Annotated in this window: 15 protein-coding genes and 1 tRNA gene; 4 read left to right on the forward strand and 12 right to left on the reverse strand. The window is 56.2% G+C overall.

Annotated features, from left to right (window positions below; all coding sequences use genetic code 11):
- Positions 1-65: 65 nt before the first annotated feature.
- From RMR16_RS07310 to RMR16_RS07320, 3 genes are all read left to right on the forward strand, one after another.
- Positions 66-269, forward strand: a complete 204-nt coding sequence (locus RMR16_RS07310; RefSeq protein WP_320201714.1) for a DUF3126 family protein — start codon at positions 66-68, stop codon at positions 267-269.
- Positions 270-433: 164 nt separating this feature from the next.
- A complete protein-coding gene (locus RMR16_RS07315) occupies positions 434-1,189 on the forward strand; it encodes an NUDIX hydrolase (protein ID WP_320201713.1) in 756 nt (251 codons plus the stop codon).
- Positions 1,190-1,489: 300 nt separating this feature from the next.
- A tRNA-Glu gene (locus RMR16_RS07320) sits at positions 1,490-1,564 on the forward strand.
- Positions 1,565-1,653: 89 nt separating this feature from the next.
- Here RMR16_RS07320 and recJ read toward each other — a convergent pair.
- The 5 genes from recJ to RMR16_RS07345 all read right to left on the reverse strand — a co-directional run bounded on the left by recJ (position 1,654) and on the right by RMR16_RS07345 (position 8,882).
- Entirely contained in the window at positions 1,654-3,456 is a 1,803-nt protein-coding gene (gene recJ / locus RMR16_RS07325) for a single-stranded-DNA-specific exonuclease RecJ (protein ID WP_320201737.1), read from the reverse strand.
- Between the two features lie 98 nt (positions 3,457-3,554).
- Positions 3,555-3,752, reverse strand: coding sequence for a hypothetical protein (locus RMR16_RS07330; RefSeq protein ID WP_320201712.1), 198 nt, complete (start codon positions 3,750-3,752; stop codon positions 3,555-3,557).
- 1,280 nt (positions 3,753-5,032) lie between these two features.
- A complete protein-coding gene (locus RMR16_RS07335) occupies positions 5,033-6,343 on the reverse strand; it encodes a homoserine dehydrogenase (RefSeq protein ID WP_320201711.1) in 1,311 nt (436 codons plus the stop codon).
- A gap of 65 nt (positions 6,344-6,408) precedes the next feature.
- Complete coding sequence (locus RMR16_RS07340) at positions 6,409-7,629, reverse strand: LL-diaminopimelate aminotransferase (RefSeq protein WP_320201710.1); 1,221 nt, start codon at positions 7,627-7,629, stop codon at positions 6,409-6,411.
- A gap of 293 nt (positions 7,630-7,922) precedes the next feature.
- Positions 7,923-8,882, reverse strand: a complete 960-nt coding sequence (locus RMR16_RS07345; protein ID WP_320201709.1) for a nucleoside hydrolase — start codon at positions 8,880-8,882, stop codon at positions 7,923-7,925.
- A 175-nt stretch (positions 8,883-9,057) separates the two neighbouring features.
- Between RMR16_RS07345 and RMR16_RS07350 the strand changes: the two genes are divergently transcribed.
- Positions 9,058-9,861, forward strand: coding sequence for a TSUP family transporter (locus RMR16_RS07350; RefSeq protein WP_320201736.1), 804 nt, complete (start codon positions 9,058-9,060; stop codon positions 9,859-9,861).
- A 3-nt stretch (positions 9,862-9,864) separates the two neighbouring features.
- On the opposite strand, the gene RMR16_RS07355 is transcribed toward RMR16_RS07350, so the two are convergent.
- The 7 genes from RMR16_RS07355 to RMR16_RS07385 form a co-directional block, all read right to left on the reverse strand.
- Positions 9,865-10,581, reverse strand: coding sequence for a PAS domain-containing protein (locus RMR16_RS07355; RefSeq protein ID WP_320201708.1), 717 nt, complete (start codon positions 10,579-10,581; stop codon positions 9,865-9,867).
- A gap of 632 nt (positions 10,582-11,213) precedes the next feature.
- Positions 11,214-11,906, reverse strand: a complete 693-nt coding sequence (locus tag RMR16_RS07360; protein ID WP_320201707.1) for a PAS domain-containing protein — start codon at positions 11,904-11,906, stop codon at positions 11,214-11,216.
- Between the two features lie 246 nt (positions 11,907-12,152).
- A complete protein-coding gene (locus RMR16_RS07365) occupies positions 12,153-13,082 on the reverse strand; it encodes a lipid A biosynthesis lauroyl acyltransferase (protein WP_320201735.1) in 930 nt (309 codons plus the stop codon).
- A gap of 11 nt (positions 13,083-13,093) precedes the next feature.
- Positions 13,094-14,122 (reverse strand): zinc-binding dehydrogenase, encoded by a 1,029-nt coding sequence (locus RMR16_RS07370; RefSeq protein WP_320201706.1) that lies wholly within the window; start codon positions 14,120-14,122, stop codon positions 13,094-13,096.
- A gap of 54 nt (positions 14,123-14,176) precedes the next feature.
- Positions 14,177-15,463 carry a beta-ketoacyl-ACP synthase gene (locus tag RMR16_RS07375; RefSeq protein ID WP_320201705.1) on the reverse strand — a complete coding sequence of 429 codons (1,287 nt, stop codon included), beginning with the start codon at positions 15,461-15,463 and terminating at the stop codon, positions 14,177-14,179.
- 12 nt (positions 15,464-15,475) lie between these two features.
- Positions 15,476-16,672: a beta-ketoacyl-ACP synthase gene (locus tag RMR16_RS07380; protein ID WP_320201734.1), complete on the reverse strand. Its 1,197-nt coding sequence runs from the start codon at positions 16,670-16,672 to the stop codon at positions 15,476-15,478.
- A 396-nt stretch (positions 16,673-17,068) separates the two neighbouring features.
- A complete protein-coding gene (locus RMR16_RS07385; RefSeq protein ID WP_320201704.1) occupies positions 17,069-17,548 on the reverse strand; it encodes a 3-hydroxyacyl-ACP dehydratase FabZ family protein in 480 nt (159 codons plus the stop codon).
- Between the last annotated feature and the right edge of the window lie 8 nt (positions 17,549-17,556).

Here is a 17,556-nt window from a genome sequence, read left to right on the forward strand (position 1 = left end):
CACTTTACTTTCGCCTTTAAGCCATGCCAAAAGCGGCCTAACGTGAACCGCACAGGAGAACAGTGGTGAAAGCCGACGAAATCAAAAAACTCGACGCCTATTTCAAGCGCACCTTCAACCCGGAAATGGCCGTAAAAGCCCGCCCGCGCAAGGACGATTCGGCAGAAGTGTATATCGGCGAAGAGTTCCTGGGCGTTGTCTACCTCGATGACGAAGACGGCGACCGCTCCTACAATTTCTCGATGGCAATCCTCGACGTCGATCTCTAATCACCAGCCGGTGACAAACAGAAATCCCCAACCGCCCGCAACGCCAGTCTGCGGGCGGTTTTGTTTTGAATGGCAGCTTATGGCCGCAATCTAAAAAGTTGCATACCGAAATTTTTCGCCTATAGTTTGCGAGATATAGTCAGCATCAATTTGTGGACATCAGGTTGAACGCCGTTCATTTTCATTTCAATGACACCGAAACACGGTTCAGCACGCCAGTCTTACGTCTGAATTTACCCGACGAGGAACGCCGCCTTATCGATGAACATTGGCAAAACGTGAACGCCGATGGTCGTTTCTTTAACGGGACTGTTCTCGCCGGAACGGCCCTTGAACTGAACGCCAATCCGACGATCCAGATCAGCACGAGCAATTACGCGCATTATCTTTATTCCAACGTCCATCTTACCAGCACGCCATGCCGCGCCGTCTATTCCGCCGTTATTATTATAACCAGCGACAATTTCCTGCTGCTTGGGGAAATGGCATCAGCAACATCGGCTCCCGGACGAATTCAATTGGTGGGTGGAAACATAGAGATATCCCCAAGCGGAACGATTAGCGGCCGCGATTGCGGCATCCGCGAAGTTGAAGAGGAGGTTGGCACGACCTTTCTCCAAAATGCCAAGGGCCTTCAGCCGTTTTGTATCAAGACCGGCGGCAGCGGCGATCACATTGGGGTGTTTTATGTGTTGCGTCTAACGCTTGCGGCAAACGAAGCAAGTCTCGCTTTCGAAGAACATTCGGCGTCTCTCATTATTGGTGGAGAAAAGCCAGAACTTGCCCGAATTCATCTGGTGGAATTGACGGAAAAAGCGACAGCAGATTTCTGCAAATCACACTCAACGCAGTTGGTGGATTATCTAGCGCCTTTGTTGACGCACAATGTGCAGCATCTTCATCACTCTCAACCCACTTAAACGCATCGTTATTTTGTGAAAAAAACACACGGAACAAATTCTTTGTTGTTCCGTTTATGCTGCGTCCCCCGATGAAGCGTGGGGTTACGAACAAGGGACGCCCCCCTGATCCCGAACTCTGGCTCCACGCTTCCCCCTCCCCAAATTTTAGACGTGACATCGAACGCGCCATGACCTGCGGAGTTTTCCACAGGCGTGAAATCGCAGCGGAATAAAAAATGTCATAGAAATGCAAAAAAGTGAAAATAGGCGCTTGCGGAGAATCCGGTGCCTGACTATAAGGGCGCCAACACAGCGTACGCGCCCTTCGTCTATCGGTTAGGACGTCAGATTTTCATTCTGAAAAGAGGGGTTCGACTCCCCTAGGGCGTACCACTCTCCTTTACATTCAAGAAGATACAGGCGTTTGTTAAACCAACGCTTTGACGCTTTGTGTGATTTTTCCTGTTGAATCTACCCTGCCATCAAGGTGCAAACGCTGCGTCTATGACGCGAAGCTGCACCTTGCGCTGCCCCTGCCATTGCTCCGCTCCCAGCGTGCCTGCAACGTGAATCTGGCGACCACGCGCATTCATCAACATCTGCCCCAGAGGCGCATCGGCAGCACGGAATGCAATGCCATCCAGCCGTGAGCCGTCCATGGCTTCCAGTGTGATTTTCACATGCGAAGTGCCAACCACGCGCACATCCTTCAAGCGATGCGCAGGCACGGCAAAGATGGGTTGTGAATGTCCGGAGCCGAAAGGACCGGCCTGCTCCATCTGCTCGACAAGCGCCAACGTGGCACCAGACGCTCCAATCGCGCCATCGATTTTCAACACGCTGTTTTCCACCAGCTGCGATACCGTCTTTTGTGCCGCCTCTTCAAAGAATGTTCGCAAACGACCGAGATTGGCGCGCTCCACCGTCAGGCCAGCCGCCATGGCGTGACCGCCGCCTTTGACAAGCAGCCCCTCATCCACCGCGTTGCGCACCATGCGTCCCATGTCGAAACCATTGATGGAACGCCCGGACCCCATGCCCTTGCCCTGCGAATCGAAAGCAATGGCAAAAGCCGGGCGACGGAAGCGGTCTTTGAGGCGTGAGGCCAAAAGCCCGACAATGCCCGGATGCCAGTTCTCCCGCGCCGTGACGATAACACCAGCGCCGGAACCGTCGCCATATTCAAACAGCGCCTCGGCTTCTGCCTCCGCCAGCATGGCCGCTTCCATCACCTGCCGGTCACGGTTCAGCTCATCCAGCTTTTCAGCAATCACCTCGGCCTGAGAACTATCGTCCAGCGTCAGCAGGCGGCTGCCCAAAGCCGCATCACCAATACGACCACCGGCATTGATGCGCGGGCCGACGAGAAAGCCGAAATGGTAAGGCGTAACCGGCCCGCCAAGCCCAGCCTTCTTGAAAAGGGCCGCAAGACCGGCATTGTTCATATGGCGGGCGGCAATCAGGCCCTTCACCACATAGGCGCGGTTCAACCCTTTCAGCGGCACGACATCACACACCGTTGCCAGCGCAACGATATCGAGGAAGGAGAGCAGGTCCAGCGTGTAGGCACGGCTATCGCGCTGGTCTTTCAACACACGCAGGGTGGCGACCAGAACGAGAAACACGACGCCCGCCGCGCAGAGATGCCCCTGCCCCGAAAGATCGTCTTCCCGGTTGGGATTGACCAGCGCCACAGCCGGCGGCAATTCCGTGCCGACCTGGTGATGATCGATAACAACGACATCGGTTCCGGCATCCCGAGCAGCAGCGAGAGATTCGTGACTGGTAGAGCCACAATCGACGGTCACGATCAACGTCGCGCCATTGGCGGCAAGCTGCTGCATGGCGGCGGGGTTTGGGCCATAGCCTTCGAAAATGCGGTCTGGAATGTAAATTTCCGGCTCAAGTCCGAAGTGATGCAGAAAGCGGTACATCAGCGCAGACGACGAAGCGCCATCCACATCATAGTCGCCAAAGATCGCGACCTTCTCATTGCGCTTGATGGCGGCCGCGATACGCTCCGCCGCCTTCTCACAATCGGTCATCGTGTGCGGATCAGGCATCAGGGAACGGATGGTCGGGTCGAGGAACGCCAAGGCCTCATCGACACCCACACCACGCCCGGCCAGCACGCGGGCAATGAGTTCAGGAATGCCGTGAACCTGCGACATGGCAAGAGCGCGGTTCTGCCCGGCCTGATCCAGCCGAGACATCCACCGTTGCTCGGTCGCAGACCGCTCCACACCGAGAAACGCTCTCGGCACAGTATCGACCGCTTCAATCATCGCCATGCTTCAGCTTACCCATCCCTGCCCGCTTGATGCCTTATGGGCTAAAGGCCGAACCCGGCTTTTTCAAGTGCAAATAGACGGTCAGGCTGCACTTACCACAGCGGCACGAAGATGAACGCGGCAAAACCGCAGACCACAACGGCAATCAGGCACAAAGCCCGCCAGTCACGCTCCTGGTTATCGATCTCGAATTCCAGACTGCGCAAATTATCATTCGCGCCAACTTTACGAGGCTTTCGCACCTCTGGTCGAACGAAATGATCGTCCTTAAAAAGAATAGTCGATTTCACGGCCGCGCCTCCCTTCGCTTGGTGAATTCACATCAGAATATCATCACATTCGACAATTTTGCAAAGCATCAATTGTGATAATCCCGGCTCGACAGGTGAACAGGCTTCGCTTTTTACTCTCACCACAAACACCTACCTCATGCATCGTCCTGAGCTTATCGAAGGACAAAACCTCGAAACATTGGTTGGTTGGCGCAAGCGTCCCGCATCCCTCGTCCTTCGAGGGTCGCTTTGCTCCCGCCTCAGGATGAGGGATGCTGCCGTTGCAGCCATCTTGGCATCGGACACGACACAAATCGCTTCTTATTGTTTTGCTGGATACTCAGCCTTGGCAGTCTGGGCCGGGCTGCCACACCCTCCGCCCTCATGCTGAGGCGCTTTGTCCGAAGGGCAAAGCCTCGAAGCATCCGGCCACGCACTCAGCCCGTAACCCTCGTCCTTCGAGGCCCCTGCGGGGCACCTCTCCTTCGACAAGCTCAGGATGATGGATGAGGGTTACTCCCTTCCACCTAACTCCAATCCTGTCAAAGATCCCCGCCCGCTTATACCCAAGCTTCGCCGTTCACGCCGCGCCATGCGCCCGTGCTTTGCGTCAACCTCAACCCGGAGAACACACGCAAATGCGGAAATGTCTCTGGTATGGTTTTAGTTCACTGGCTCCGCATTTGCGTGGCCTCTGGCATTTCGTTCATTCCGTTCCATGTCTTGCCCAGGCCGGACCTTTCGGAAACCGGCCTGAGCGTGACAGGCAGTGTACGATCGAGCCGTTTTGCCTCGGACTTTCCGAAAGCCTTTCAGGGGCCTTTCGCGTCGAGGAAATCAGGTTCCACCGGGCTTACCCTGACATGGCAGTCCTGATGGCTGGCCACACGTCTGCGGCAAGCCACCAGCCTCCAACGCCTTTGATGTCTCGCGAAACATCCGGGCGACGGAAGTGAGAGCATTATGCGGGAGGTTTTTGGGGTGTGGAGAAAGTTGCGAAAATAAATTTTTGATATCTTTTGCGGATAAGGTTTGGCCGGAACTCCACACCTATCCCAGCATTCCAACGTCATCCTCGGGCCTGTCCCGAGGATCTATCCACGTCTCCAAAACTGCAACGTCGCATATCCTCGGGACAGGTCCGGGGTGACGGAGGAGAGGTCCGGCATCTCGCGGACAAAGTTTGGCATGTCGGAAAACAGTGCTTGAACCAGCCTCGGCCCTGTTTCGCCCTAAACAAAAAAACCACCGGCGTTGCCGCCGATGGTTTCCATCTTTACCCAACAAACACCGTCAAATCAGGTGCGTTCGATGCGGATGACCTGGGGTTCGTTCTTGAGGTATTTCTCGCTCTTGATGGCCTTCACGGCCTTGCGGATGGCGTCTTCCATCGTGGCGTGGGTGACGAGGATGATGGTTTGGGCGCCGCCTTCGACCTGACCACGGGAATGCTGCACGATGGATTCCAGCGAAATGTTGTTTTCCGCCATGCGCGTGGCGATGCTGGCGAAAACGCCGGCCTTGTCCTTCACCGTCAGGCGAATGAAATAGCCGCCTTCATGGCTCTTCATCTTGGCGCGACGATATTCTGTCAGCGATTTGGCCGGGCGGCCAAGGACCGGAACCTGCTGTATGCCGGGACGGCTCTTGGCGATGTCGGCAATGTCACCCAGCACGGCTGATGCCGTGGCGTTGCCGCCAGCGCCGGGGCCGACCATCAGCAATTCGCCGAGGATATCGGATTCCACCGCGACCGCATTGGTAACGCCATCCACCTGCGCAATCACAGAATCGAGCGGCACCATGGTCGGGTGAACGCGCTGTTCGATGCCGGACTCAGTGACTTGCGCCACGCCGAGAAGCTTAATGCGATAACCGAGATCGGCAGCCGCCTGAATATCCTCGATGGAGATATTGCTGATGCCTTCCAGATAAATATCGTCTGCCGAAATCTTGGAGCCGAAAGCAAGCGTGGTGAGGATGGCAAGTTTGTGGGCCGTGTCGTTGCCTTCGATGTCGAATGCCGGATCGGCTTCGGCATAACCCAGCCGCTGCGCTTCCTTCAGGCAGACTTCGAAGGAAAGACCTTCCTTTTCCATCTTGGTCAGGATGTAATTGCAGGTGCCATTCATGATGCCGTAAATGCGCGACACATGGTTGCCGGTCAGCGATTCACGCAGCGCCTTGATGATGGGAATGCCACCGGCAACAGCCGCTTCGAAGTTGAGCAGCGCGCCTTTTTCCTCGGCGAGAATAGCAAGCTCGACGCCGTGCTTGGCCAGCAGCGCCTTGTTGGCCGTGACCACATGCAGGCCGCGGGACAGTGCGGCACGAACAGCGTTTTCAGCCGCGCCGGATGCGCCGCCGACGAGTTCCACGAACACGTCGATATCGGCTTTTTCCGCCAGCTCTTCAGGCGTATCGAACCAGGTAATACCGGCGAGATCCAAACCGCGATCACGCGAACGGTCGCGTGCGCTGACGGCGATAATCTCAATTGCGCGTCCGCAGGTAATTGCAAGTTCGTTGCTTCTCTGCTGGAGGATGCGCACGAGCGAAGAGCCGACAGTGCCGAGTCCCGCTATGCCGATTCTCAATGAATCTGCCATTGGTATATTCCTGATTTGCTTAAATAAATTGGTGGCCGAGAACCGGCCACCTTGGCGGGTTGCCCTTAACGGTGGGCGTTGAGCGAAACGACGTTGTGCAACGTATCGTCCGCTGTCGACAGGAAGCGCTTCAAATTGCGCGCTGCCTGACGAATTCGATGCTCGTTTTCCACGAGCGCAAGGCGAACGTAATCGTCGCCCATTTCGCCAAAGCCGATGCCGGGAGCAACGGCGATATCGGCTTTCTCCACGAGAAGTTTGGAAAACTCCAGGGAACCGAGATGGCGGAATTTTTCCGGGATTTTGGCCCATGCAAACATGGTGGCGGCTGGAGGTGGAACCTCGAAACCGGCCTTGCCGAACGTATCCACCATCACATCGCGGCGGCGGCGGTAAACACTGCGCACTTCTGCAATGTCGGTGCCATCGCCGTTCAGCGCATGGGTGGCGGCAACCTGAATAGGCGTGAACGCGCCGTAATCCAGATAGGACTTCACGCGTGTCAACGCCGCGATCAGACGTTCATTGCCAACCGCAAAGCCCATGCGCCAGCCGGGCATGGAGAAGGTCTTCGACATGGAGGTAAACTCCACCGTCACGTCGATAGCGCCCGGCACTTCCAGAACGGAAGGCGGCGGGTTGTTGTCGTCGAAATAGATTTCCGAATAGGCAAGGTCTGACAGCACGATCAGATCATGCTTCTTCGCAAAGGCGATGACGTCCTTGTAGAAATCCAGCGACGCCACATGCGCCGTCGGGTTCGACGGATAATTGATGATGAGCGCCAAGGGCTTTGGAATGGAGTGGCGCACGGCGCGCTCCAACGGGCCGAAGAAATGTTCATCCGGCTCGACATTCATCGAACGGATAACGCCGCCCGCCATCAGAAAGCCGAAGGCGTGGATCGGGTAAGTCGGGTTCGGACACAGAATAACGTCGCCCGGTGCCGTGATGGCCTGCGCCATGTTGGCAAAGCCTTCCTTGGAACCAAGCGTGGCGACGACCTGCGTATCCGGGTTCAGCTTCACGCCGAAGCGGCGGGCGTAATAACCAGCCTGTGCGCGGCGAAGGCCCGGAATGCCCTTGGACGAGGAATAACGATGCGTGCGCGGGTCCTGAACCACTTCGCACAGCTTATCGACAATCGACTGCGGCGTTGGAAGGTCAGGGTTGCCCATGCCAAGGTCGATGATATCAGCGCCACCCGCTCGCGCGCTCGCTTTCAAACGGTTGACCTGTTCGAAGACGTATTGCGGCAGACGCTTGACCTTGTGAAACTCTTCCATCTCTTTCCTCATGGAAATGAGCCAGACAGCCCGGCTCACATAACGTTCGTTGTTTATTGAAAATACAGCCGAAACGAACACATCGAACCTGTATCTTTTATTGTAGCGCATGCGCCGGAAAACACGAATGGGTTTTCGGCAACGGGCAACAGTCCCTCAAGACAGAGAAAAAAGCGACACCCGATGCGGCGAAGATTCGCCGCAAATCCATACAACTTCAATCGAACTTGCATAACGCGAGTTTTTTCGAAAATGCAAGGCAATCAGCCGCTTTTGGCGACCACTGCGGCCATTCAGCCGCGTGTGCCATGCACAATTGCGGCACGAATGACCGAAAGCACACGTTCGGGCTGGATATTCGTGCAAGCCGACTGGCTTGGATGCCCATCCCAATTGCTCGGCGGAAAGCCGACGGCATCCGGTTTCTGAATGGTCTGGCCATCGGCAATGCCGCCGCAAACCACCCGAATCGCACCGCTGCGCGTCTCGAAAAGTTCCGGGTTGGTGAGGTAGACGCAGGCGCAGGCATCATGCACCACCATGCCATCACCGGTGCGGTGATTGTAGAATTCGATATAGAACTGCGACAGATCGGACAGAAGCTGGACGGGCGCCCCACCCTCCTTGGCCATATCATCCATGAATTTGCCGGTCATCACCGTGCGTGTCGTCACATCCAGACCAACAACGGTCACGGGCCACGGCGCGGTAAACACCACGTCCGCCGCTTCAGGATCGCCATGAATATTGGCTTCGGCTGCGGGGGTGATGTTGCCGTTGATATCGAAAGCGCCGCCCATAATGACGACTTGTTTGACCAGAGCCGCGAAATCCGGGTCTTCACGCAGCGCCAGCGCAAGGTTGGTCATGCGGCCAACGGCAATCAGCGTCACTTCGCCGGGATTGGCCTTGACCGTATCAATGATGAAATGATGCGCCGCGCGCGGATCGAGCGGCAGATCGATCTTTTCAGGGATATTGATGTTTCCAAGTCCGTCTTCGCCGTGGATGAAGGTGGGCCAGTGACCTTCCGGGCGCGATGGGTCGAAGGTCACGCTTGCGCCCTTGGCGACAGGTGCCGTCATTTCCCATTGCTGCTTGAGGAACAGCGCGTTGCGCGTGGTAATTTCGATGGGCGCATTGCCGAAAACGGTGGTGACGCCAATCAGGTCGATATCCGGGTGGCGATGCAGAAAAAGCAATGCCATCGCATCATCAATGCCGGGGTCCGTGTCGAAAATTACCTTGTGCATGCCGTTTCCTCAATTCACACATCGCTGAATCACCAGCCAATGGCAAAGCAGCGTGGGCACCATAAACGGATGCGCAGGCCACGCAATGCCCTCCATGCCAAACTGGAAAAACGGTTGCGGCGGGCAGGAAACGGTGACAGAAGCAGGCATCATCACCCCTTCCGGAATACCTGCCGTGCAAGACGTCGCCCTTCAGCTTTTTGTCATCCTGTTTTTTGTCGCCATTTTTGCCGGTTTCGTGGATTCCATTGCGGGCGGCGGCGGGTTGATTGTCATTCCCGCCATGCTGATCCTTGGTATTCCACCACTGGAAGTCTTGGGAACGAACAAATTGCAGGCGCAATTCGGCTCGGCGTCGGCCACCATCGCTTATGCACGGCGCGGCCATGTGGACCTTAAAAAGCAGTTTCCCATGGCGTTCATGGCTTTCCTCGGCGGCATTTTCGGCGCTCTGATCGCGTCTTTTGTGCCATCGGATGTTTTGAGAGCCATCATGCCGTTTCTGCTGGTGGCGATCGCGATCTATTTCGCCTTCAAGCCCAACCTCAGCGATGTGGACAGCCACCGCCGCATCACGCCGTTTCTGTTTGGCGTCACCGTCGTTCCGCTGGTCGGTTTTTACGATGGCATTTTCGGTCCCGGCGCGGGCTCGTTCTATATGCTGGCATTTGTGGGTTTGGCCGGTTTCGGGATGCTGAAAGCAACTGCTCATACCAAACTATTGAATTTCGGCTCGAATTTCGGTGGCTTTCTGGTCTTCACCTTCAACGGCGCGATCCTCTGGAAGCTCGGACTGGTGATGGGACTTGGCCAGTTTCTGGGCGCGCAGCTCGGCTCGCGGCTGGCCATGCAAAACGGGGCGAAAATCATTCGCCCCCTGCTGGTGATTTCCTGCCTCGCCATGGCAACAAAATTGCTCATTGATTCCAGTGCGAACTACTCGCTAAGCGGAATCATGTCCATGATAACAGGCGGCTGACGATCAGCTGCGCTCGAGCAAGGCCGCCTCGTTGACGCTCTGAAGCACCACAACAGCCCCGATGATGTCTTGGTTGACGCCACGCAACGGCGTCATGCGGCAACGTGTGGAAAAAGCTTTGGAAGCGCGGCAGCCCACGTGAACATAGTCCACAGTCTCGCCCCTGAAACATTTGTCGAAAGCGGGCTTTGCGAGAGCCTCGAAGCTCTTCACGCCCACCAAGTCAGAGACATGGCAGCCGACCAGAGAGAGCGCGGTCCTGTTCAGAAACCGCGCATTTGCCTGATTGGCAAAAAGATAGCGGTAATCTCTGGTGATGACGGCAACACGATCCGGCAGACTATCGAGAATAGCCTCATTCAAAAGAGGCTGGTCGGCCGGTTCGAAAGCCGATTGATTGTTCTTCAAGTGGGGAAATGCTCTCTGGAACGCCTCGCCCTCGTCACCAGACGGACCAAAATAACGATCGATCAACATCGACATCGCGGCGCTGCGGCGCGTGACGCTTGAGCGATCATCAGCTTCATCACGGATCAGGCCATTGAGAAATTGCAGCTGCATATGCGCTGCCTCACGCGTTTGCGCCCTGAAAGACAGAATATCTGCAATCATCGGCTCCAGTTCTTTGTCCAGCAAACGAACCAGATCATCGTCACCGGACGCAACCGCCTGCTTCAACTGCGTGCATTTCAACGAAAACGCTTCGAAGAATCCTAGCAATGGAGCCTCCATTATAGCTCTACAAGCTCGCGTGGATTGGAGCGATGAGTTGCCGCCAAAAGACACAATCAAGGAACTGTTTTTATTTCAAAAAAGCGCGGTGCAGCTTCGTTCCAGGGAACGTAGCCAGCATCGAACTCCATTCATTTATCTGCACATTGTTAACGCGCCAAAGCGCAAAACGATGCATAAACCGGAGCTCGCATCACCATGTGAACTTCAGTTGTCTGATAACATGAACACTATTCACGTTCTATCCGTCAATACATTAGTTTTCGGATATTCACTAATTAAGTTGATGATTATCTAATGTATCAAAACTCATTTATTTTCGAAAAATGAATAAAATGAAAGGTGTAAAATGCGAATGAAAACAAAGGGGAAGAATATAGTCACTCGTTCGGACAGTCATGCTCTTCAGGAACAAATGTCTTATTATGAAAAAAAGTTATAGGGCAAAGCAAAATATGAATAACCGCAAACCAGCCGGATCGCGACTTTAAAAAACGGCTTTGACGAGGCACATGTTATGACGTGTGCATGAAACACTGGCGATAAAATTGCGCGTTCAGGTTTAGAACTGAGCATTCCGGCGACAGGAGCGCGCCGCTTGCCGTCTAACAATACCTGCCTTATGCGACGGCTCTATGGCGGCGGTCGGCAAGTTCCTTGACGATGATGATGGCACCCACGAGCTTATACGAAGGAGAGTAGCAGGGCGACATTTCGTAGGATCGCACCACGGTGCGTCCATCGTGATCTTCCGCATAGGTGTATTTGGCAGCTTCGCCCTTGAAGCAGGCGTCCAGTTTCTCACGTAGCGCCTGCTGGAAGTGATGGATGCCGATAAATTCCGCGATGTGCCGACCGACGATGTCGTTTGTTTTGACCTCATAGCACAGAGCGTTGACCGCATTCGTGTAGTTGACGCGGTATCCCGGAGAGACGACGAAAACGCGCTCATCCAGATCATCCAGACGATCCTCGTCCAGAATGACATAGGGGCTCCAGCTTGCAGCTTCACCGTCCGGTGTTGCGCCATCATAGGGCAGACCTGCACCGATATATCGATCGACGAGTTTGCGCAGAAGTTCAGAGTTGCGCTGAACGCATCCCGTATCTTCAGCTTCCTCGTTCAACAGATCGATAGCAAAGCGGAACTGCTCAAGGACTTCGGAGGAGCTCTTGGTCTTTCTGCTGGTTATGCTTTCCAGTAACGGATCAAGCTCACGATCAAGGATCGTGATTTTTTGAGCGTCGTTGCGATCAACGGCGCCTTTCAGCTCCGAATATCGTTGCCAGAACAAGTCAATCAAAGCTTTCAACTCGACTCTCCTCCGGATTGTCATGCGCCATTTGCGCTTTTAGATCCTCTCCGGCCCCATGACGCGAGTCTCGTTATACGATATCACCGTAAAAAATGACGTAACGAAAAACAACACCGTCATGACAAACACGAAACAAAGTAACACACGCAAAGTGCATTTAACAAATACCAGAACTTGTGAAGAAAAATATACATACACAATCTCTAGAGGTCGGTCTTCGCAAAAGGTCAAACAGGCCTGGTTTTAGTCCTTGAGACTGCCTTTGATGTGCCAGCGATCGTGATACCAGAGCCACTGGCCGGGGTGCTCGCGCACCCAGCTTTCGACCTTGTCGTTGAGAAGCTGCGCGGTTTTCTGCACATCGACATTGCCCTTTTCATCGCGTGGAATCTCCACCTTCGGCTCGATTTCCAGCCGATAGCGATTATCCGGCAGGCGAATGCAGCGGGCTGGAAAAACATCGCAGCCGAACTGGCGCACAAGCTTTGCCAGCAGAGGGTTGGTCAGGACGTTATTGCCGAAGAACTGCGTGGGCAGACCCTTGCGGAACTTCTGGTCCACCAGAACACCAACGCCGCCGCCTTTTTCCAACTGACGCGCCAGCGCAAAAGATGAACCGGCATGGGACGGGACGAGATTGCCCATCCGCTCCTTGCGGAAGTTGAACACCTTTTCCGCAACGTAGGGATTGTTCGGCGGGCGAAACAGCACGGTCACATCAAGCCCGTATGCCGAACCGGCAACGGGCAGCAATTCGAAATTGCCGGTATGGGCCGTGAACACGATGAACGGACGCGGATGATCGCGCAGTTCCAGAAACGTATCCGTGCCGACGACTTCGACACGGCCCGGCTCGCTGCGCGTCGGATCGAAATCGAACAATTGGTCCAGAAACACATATTCGGCGGCCAGGCGCCCCATATTGCCCCAGCTGTCCATCGCGATATCAAGGCGCTCTTGCTCTGACTTTTCAGGGTACGCGCGCCCCAGATTATAGAGCATCAGCTTATGACGCGGTGTTTTCGGGCCGATTTTCCGCGCCAGCCTATCCGCAAAACGGATGGCCGGGTCAGCGGGCAGCAGCTTCAGCAGGTTCAAAACGCTGAAAGCGAGGTTCGCGTTAAACCACTGACGGAACTTTTCGAGCGTCAGAACGACACGCGTGATGAACATCTTCAATGGCGTCAGTCCATCCGCAGGACGATTTTGCCGAAGACCTGACGGGTCTCCATGCGTTCCAGCGCCTTTTCAATGGTGTCGAAGGTGACTTCGGTGTCGATAACCGGATGCACGAGGCCACGCGCCATTTTCTGCATGGCATTGGCCATGTTTTCCATGCGGCAACCGAAGGAGCCGAGCAGCTTCAACTGCTGCTGGAACAGCATCATCAGGTTGATTTCAGCCGACACGCCTGAAGTCGAACCGCAGGTCACGAGGCGACCGCCACGCTTCAGCGAGAACATGGAGCCTGCCCATGTGTCCTTGCCGACGTGTTCGAACACGACATCGACGCCCTTTTTCTTGGTCAGCTTGCGCACCACGCCTTCGAAACGGTCGACGCGATAGTTGATGACATGATCTGCGCCCAGAGCCTTGGCCCGTTCGATCTTGTCGTCCGAACCAACCGTGGTGATGACGGTGCAGCCCATTTTCTTGGCAAGCTGAATGGCAGCAGAGCCGATGCCGGAACCGCCAGCGTGAATGAGAATGGTTTCGCCGGGTTGCAGCTTGGCATTGTCGAACAGCATATGCTCGACCGTACCGAAGGTGACGGGTGCAAGGGCTGCTGCAACCGCGTCGACGCCGGGCGGCGCGATCACCAGTTGCCGTGCGGGAATATTGATCTTTTCCTGCGCAAAGCCATCCAGATGGAAACCGTGAACACCGGCGACGTTTTCGCACAGGTTATCCCGGCCTGCCACACAGTGGTGGCACTGGCCGCAGATGCGTGCGCCGTAAATGGAAACGAGCTGACCCGGCAGCACGTTGGACACACCCGGACCGATGGCTTCCACCACGCCGGATGCTTCCGCACCTATCGTCAGTGGCATCTTACGCTTGGCAAAGGCCATGCCGCGCCAGCCCCAGACATCGATGTGGTTCAAGGCAACGGCCTTGACCCGAAGTGTCACTTCGCCCGGTGCTGGTGCTTCCGGCTCCGGCAGTTCCACTCTTTCAAGCTTACGGTCATCGATGAGTTGCAAGGCGCGCATAGTGAAGTCCTTCGCCCGAAGGCGTTTATTTTTGTTTTTAAGTTGGAGAACCGATTAAGCCGGTTCCCGCGTCATGACAAGGCTTGCGTTCTGTCCGCCGAAGCCGAAGGAGTTGGACAGCACGGCGCTGACCTCTGCATCTCGCTTCACATTCGGCACCACATCCAGCGCAATCGTCGGGTCGGGGTTGGTGTAGTTGATGGTTGGCGGCACGGTTCCCGTCAGCATGGTTTGCAACGAGAACACGGCTTCAACGGCACCGGCAGCGGTCAGCGTATGGCCGATCATCGACTTGTTGGACGACACGGGAATGGATTTCAGCCCTTCGCCAAACACGGCGAGCATGGAGCCATATTCCATCTTGTCGTTTTCCGGCGTCGATGTGCCGTGCGCGTTGATGTAACCGATATCGCTTTCGGCCACGCCCGCATCGGCAAGCGCTGCACGAATGGTCGCGATGGCAGGTCCGCCATCTGGCGAGGAACGGGTGCGGTGGAAACTATCCGCCTTTTCGCCCGCACCTTTGATGATGCCATAAACCTTTGCGCCGCGTGCGATGGCCGATTCCAGCGATTCCAGAACCAGCGTGGCCGCACCTTCGGCAATCACGAAACCATCACGATCCTTGCTGAATGGCTTGGAGGCCTTTTCCGGCGGATCGTTCTGGGTGGAAAGTGCAGAGAGCAGCGAAAAGCGGATCAAGGCTTCCGCGCTGACGGAACCGTCGGTCGCAACCGTCAATGCACGGTCCGTGCGGCCCTGGCGGATGGCTTCGACGCCAAGCTGGATGGCCGTTGCGCCGGATGCGCAAGCGGTGGACAGCGTGACGGGAAGACCGCGTGTGCCGAAACGATCGGCAAGACGCTCGGAGATCGCGCCGAACAAGGCCGCTTCCTGAAACGCCGGATCGGGACGCTCACGCAAGGCCGCCATGAAACGATCATAGGCATCGCCCGGCTTTGCAGCAGGCGGGGAGCGATCTGCCAGTTCGAAACGGGCGCTCCATTCCGGCTCGATGGGTGGTGCTGCCAGAAACAGCGGGCCATCGAAATCCCCCGAAAGACCGGCCTGCGCCAAGGCTTCGATGGTGGTTTCGCGGGCGAATGCAAAGGAGCGCTCAACCGAATTCGGCACCGGGATATCGATAAAATCCACCGTGCCACAAATCTTGGTGGACAGATTATCGGTCGGGAAACGGGTGATGTTGTGAATGCCTGATTTACCCGACGTCAACGCCGCCCAATTGTCCTCAAGCCCCTGGCCGAGCGAGGTCAGAATGCCCATGCCGGTAACGGCAACGATGGGGCGACCGAGGTGATCCTTGAAATTGCTGGATGCCATGGTGTCTACTCCTCAAGCGTCTTTGGAAAGCACGGCGACACCTTCGCCACGCACATGGCCAACGGTCGTGACGACCGCTTGCTGTCCGGGGGATGTCATCGGCTTTTCAGCGGAGATATCGAATGGCGGCACCTTCGCGCCGCTTTCCAGTGCAAGGGCTGCCAGCGCCAGCCCAAGCGGAAACTGTGCTTCCAGCCCATGGCCGGACACGCCGCCGAAACCGCGAATGGCGGCATTCGGCAAAAGCTTTTCCAGAACGGTTTTCTCGCGGTCCGTCACAGCGTGATACCCGCTGGCACCGGAGAACACGATGGTTTCTGCTGCATCCTTGGCGGGTGCCAGAAGGCGTTCCAGACGCTTTTCCAGCTTGCCCTCTTCACGCACGCCACGGTCGCCTTCGATGGCGTCGATGCGGGCGTAAATCTTTGCGCCGCGTGCTTGCGCCCGCTTGCGGGATTCCAGCACGAGGAATGCACCGACAGACCCGATGATCATGCCGCCGCCCTCGCCCGCACCGCGGGACCACAGCGGCTGCCATTCGCCCTGCGCATGTGCGCCGATGGCTTCAAACAGCAAAATCATATCCGGGCGCTCGGCAGCAAAAGCGCCGCCGACAAGCGCGTGGCTCGATTCGCCGGAGCGGATACGGTGGAACGCGGTTTCAACGGCGGAAATACCAGCGGCCTCTTCCCCCATGAAGGTGCGCGAAGAGCCGGTGACTTTATGAACGATGGAAATATTGCCGGCCATGAGATTGGAAAGCTGGGCAAGAAACAGCGTCGGGCGCAGTTCGGTGGTCAGCTTTTCATTCAGCATGACTTCGCGGTCGTTGCGCTTGAGGCCTTCGTCGACGATCAGCGTATCGACATTGATATCCCGCTCACCGCCCCCGGCAGCAACGATCATGTCCATCGTGCCGCAGGCATCTGCGTCGTCTTTCAGACCGGCATCATCCAGCGCAAGGCCCGCGGCGAAAACACCAAGGCGCTGCCAGTTTTCCATCTGGCGCTGATCCTTGCGGCCAATCTGGGCAGACCAGTCGATATCCGGCAGCGGATGAATGGGATAAGGCGCAAACTTTTCGGCTTCGACGACAGCAGCCGGCGCGGCTGTGGCGGAAAGCAGCGCAATATGGGCGTCGATACCAACACCATGACAGGTCACGATACCGACCCCGGTAATCACCACATCATTGTCAGACTTCATAATCCGTTATCCTTAGTCGCTTTTCCAGGATGCTGGTCAGCCATCAAAAGCGGTCAGAAGACCGCACATGCCATGCGGAATAATGCGCGCGATGCGGCTTTGCAATGGCGAAGCCCGCAAGAGGCGCTGGAATGCGTGGTTTTTCAGAGGTCTATGCAAAAAAACTGACCATTTCACATCGTGAGGTACGGTGGGTGTGGCTTACCCCCTCTGTCCTGCCGGACATCTCCCCCACAGGCGGGGAGATCGACTCGTGGCACTCTTTTGCCCATCTTGAACGCTGCGGATGGAGTGGAGAGCATTTATCTTGCCGATCTCCCTCCTTGTGGGGGAGATGTCCGGCAGGACAGAGGGGGTGAGCCACACCCGCCATCGCATCCTTATGGATGTCTCAAAAAATCAGACAGACGTATCCGCCGCAATCGCCGCCATAAGGCCGATTTCCTCGGCGCGTTTTTTGACGATGGGGCCAAGGGGAATCTCGCTGAACGGCATGGTGCGAAGCTTCAACTGCGCATCGCACACCTTCTTGCCGCCGGAGGTGATCTTGGCTTTGGTGACGGCAAAACCGGAGCCGTCGTGCTCGAGATAGGCCTCGATATCCAAGACTGCATTCGGCTCCACGAAGGTCCGCATCTTTGCGCCATCGACGGTCATCAGGAACGGCATGGCGGCGAAATCGGTCATGGCCAGAACCAGCATACCGGACGCCTGCGCCATGGTTTCGATGAGAAGAACGCCGGGAACCAGCGGCATACCGGGAAAATGCCCTTCGAAAACGGGGCTGTTTTCCGGCACGACGGAGCGGGCTTTCAGAATGCGGGCCGATCTGTCGATGGACTCGATACGGTCCACCATCTGGAAATATTCGAGAAGCATGTTCCGTC

This window comes from Agrobacterium sp. rho-13.3, from assembly GCF_033957765.2.
In the GTDB taxonomy this organism is placed as follows: domain Bacteria; phylum Pseudomonadota; class Alphaproteobacteria; order Rhizobiales; family Rhizobiaceae; genus Agrobacterium.

What these genes read in the sequence shown, in the direction of transcription:
- RMR16_RS07385 (WP_320201704.1), bottom strand. Translation starts at nt 17,548, where the DNA reads ATGCTTCTCGAATATTTCCAGATGGTGGACCGTATCGAGTCCATCGAC.
- RMR16_RS07375 (WP_320201705.1), bottom strand. Translation starts at nt 15,463, where the DNA reads ATGGCATCCAGCAATTTCAAGGATCACCTCGGTCGCCCCATCGTTGCC.
- RMR16_RS07335 (WP_320201711.1), bottom strand. Translation starts at nt 6,343, where the DNA reads ATGGCAGATTCATTGAGAATCGGCATAGCGGGACTCGGCACTGTCGGC.
- RMR16_RS07365 (WP_320201735.1), bottom strand. Translation starts at nt 13,082, where the DNA reads ATGTTCATCACGCGTGTCGTTCTGACGCTCGAAAAGTTCCGTCAGTGG.
- RMR16_RS07340 (WP_320201710.1), bottom strand. Translation starts at nt 7,629, where the DNA reads ATGGAAGAGTTTCACAAGGTCAAGCGTCTGCCGCAATACGTCTTCGAA.
- RMR16_RS07345 (WP_320201709.1), bottom strand. Translation starts at nt 8,882, where the DNA reads ATGCACAAGGTAATTTTCGACACGGACCCCGGCATTGATGATGCGATG.
- RMR16_RS07370 (WP_320201706.1), bottom strand. Translation starts at nt 14,122, where the DNA reads ATGCGCGCCTTGCAACTCATCGATGACCGTAAGCTTGAAAGAGTGGAA.
- recJ (WP_320201737.1), bottom strand. Translation starts at nt 3,456, where the DNA reads ATGATTGAAGCGGTCGATACTGTGCCGAGAGCGTTTCTCGGTGTGGAG.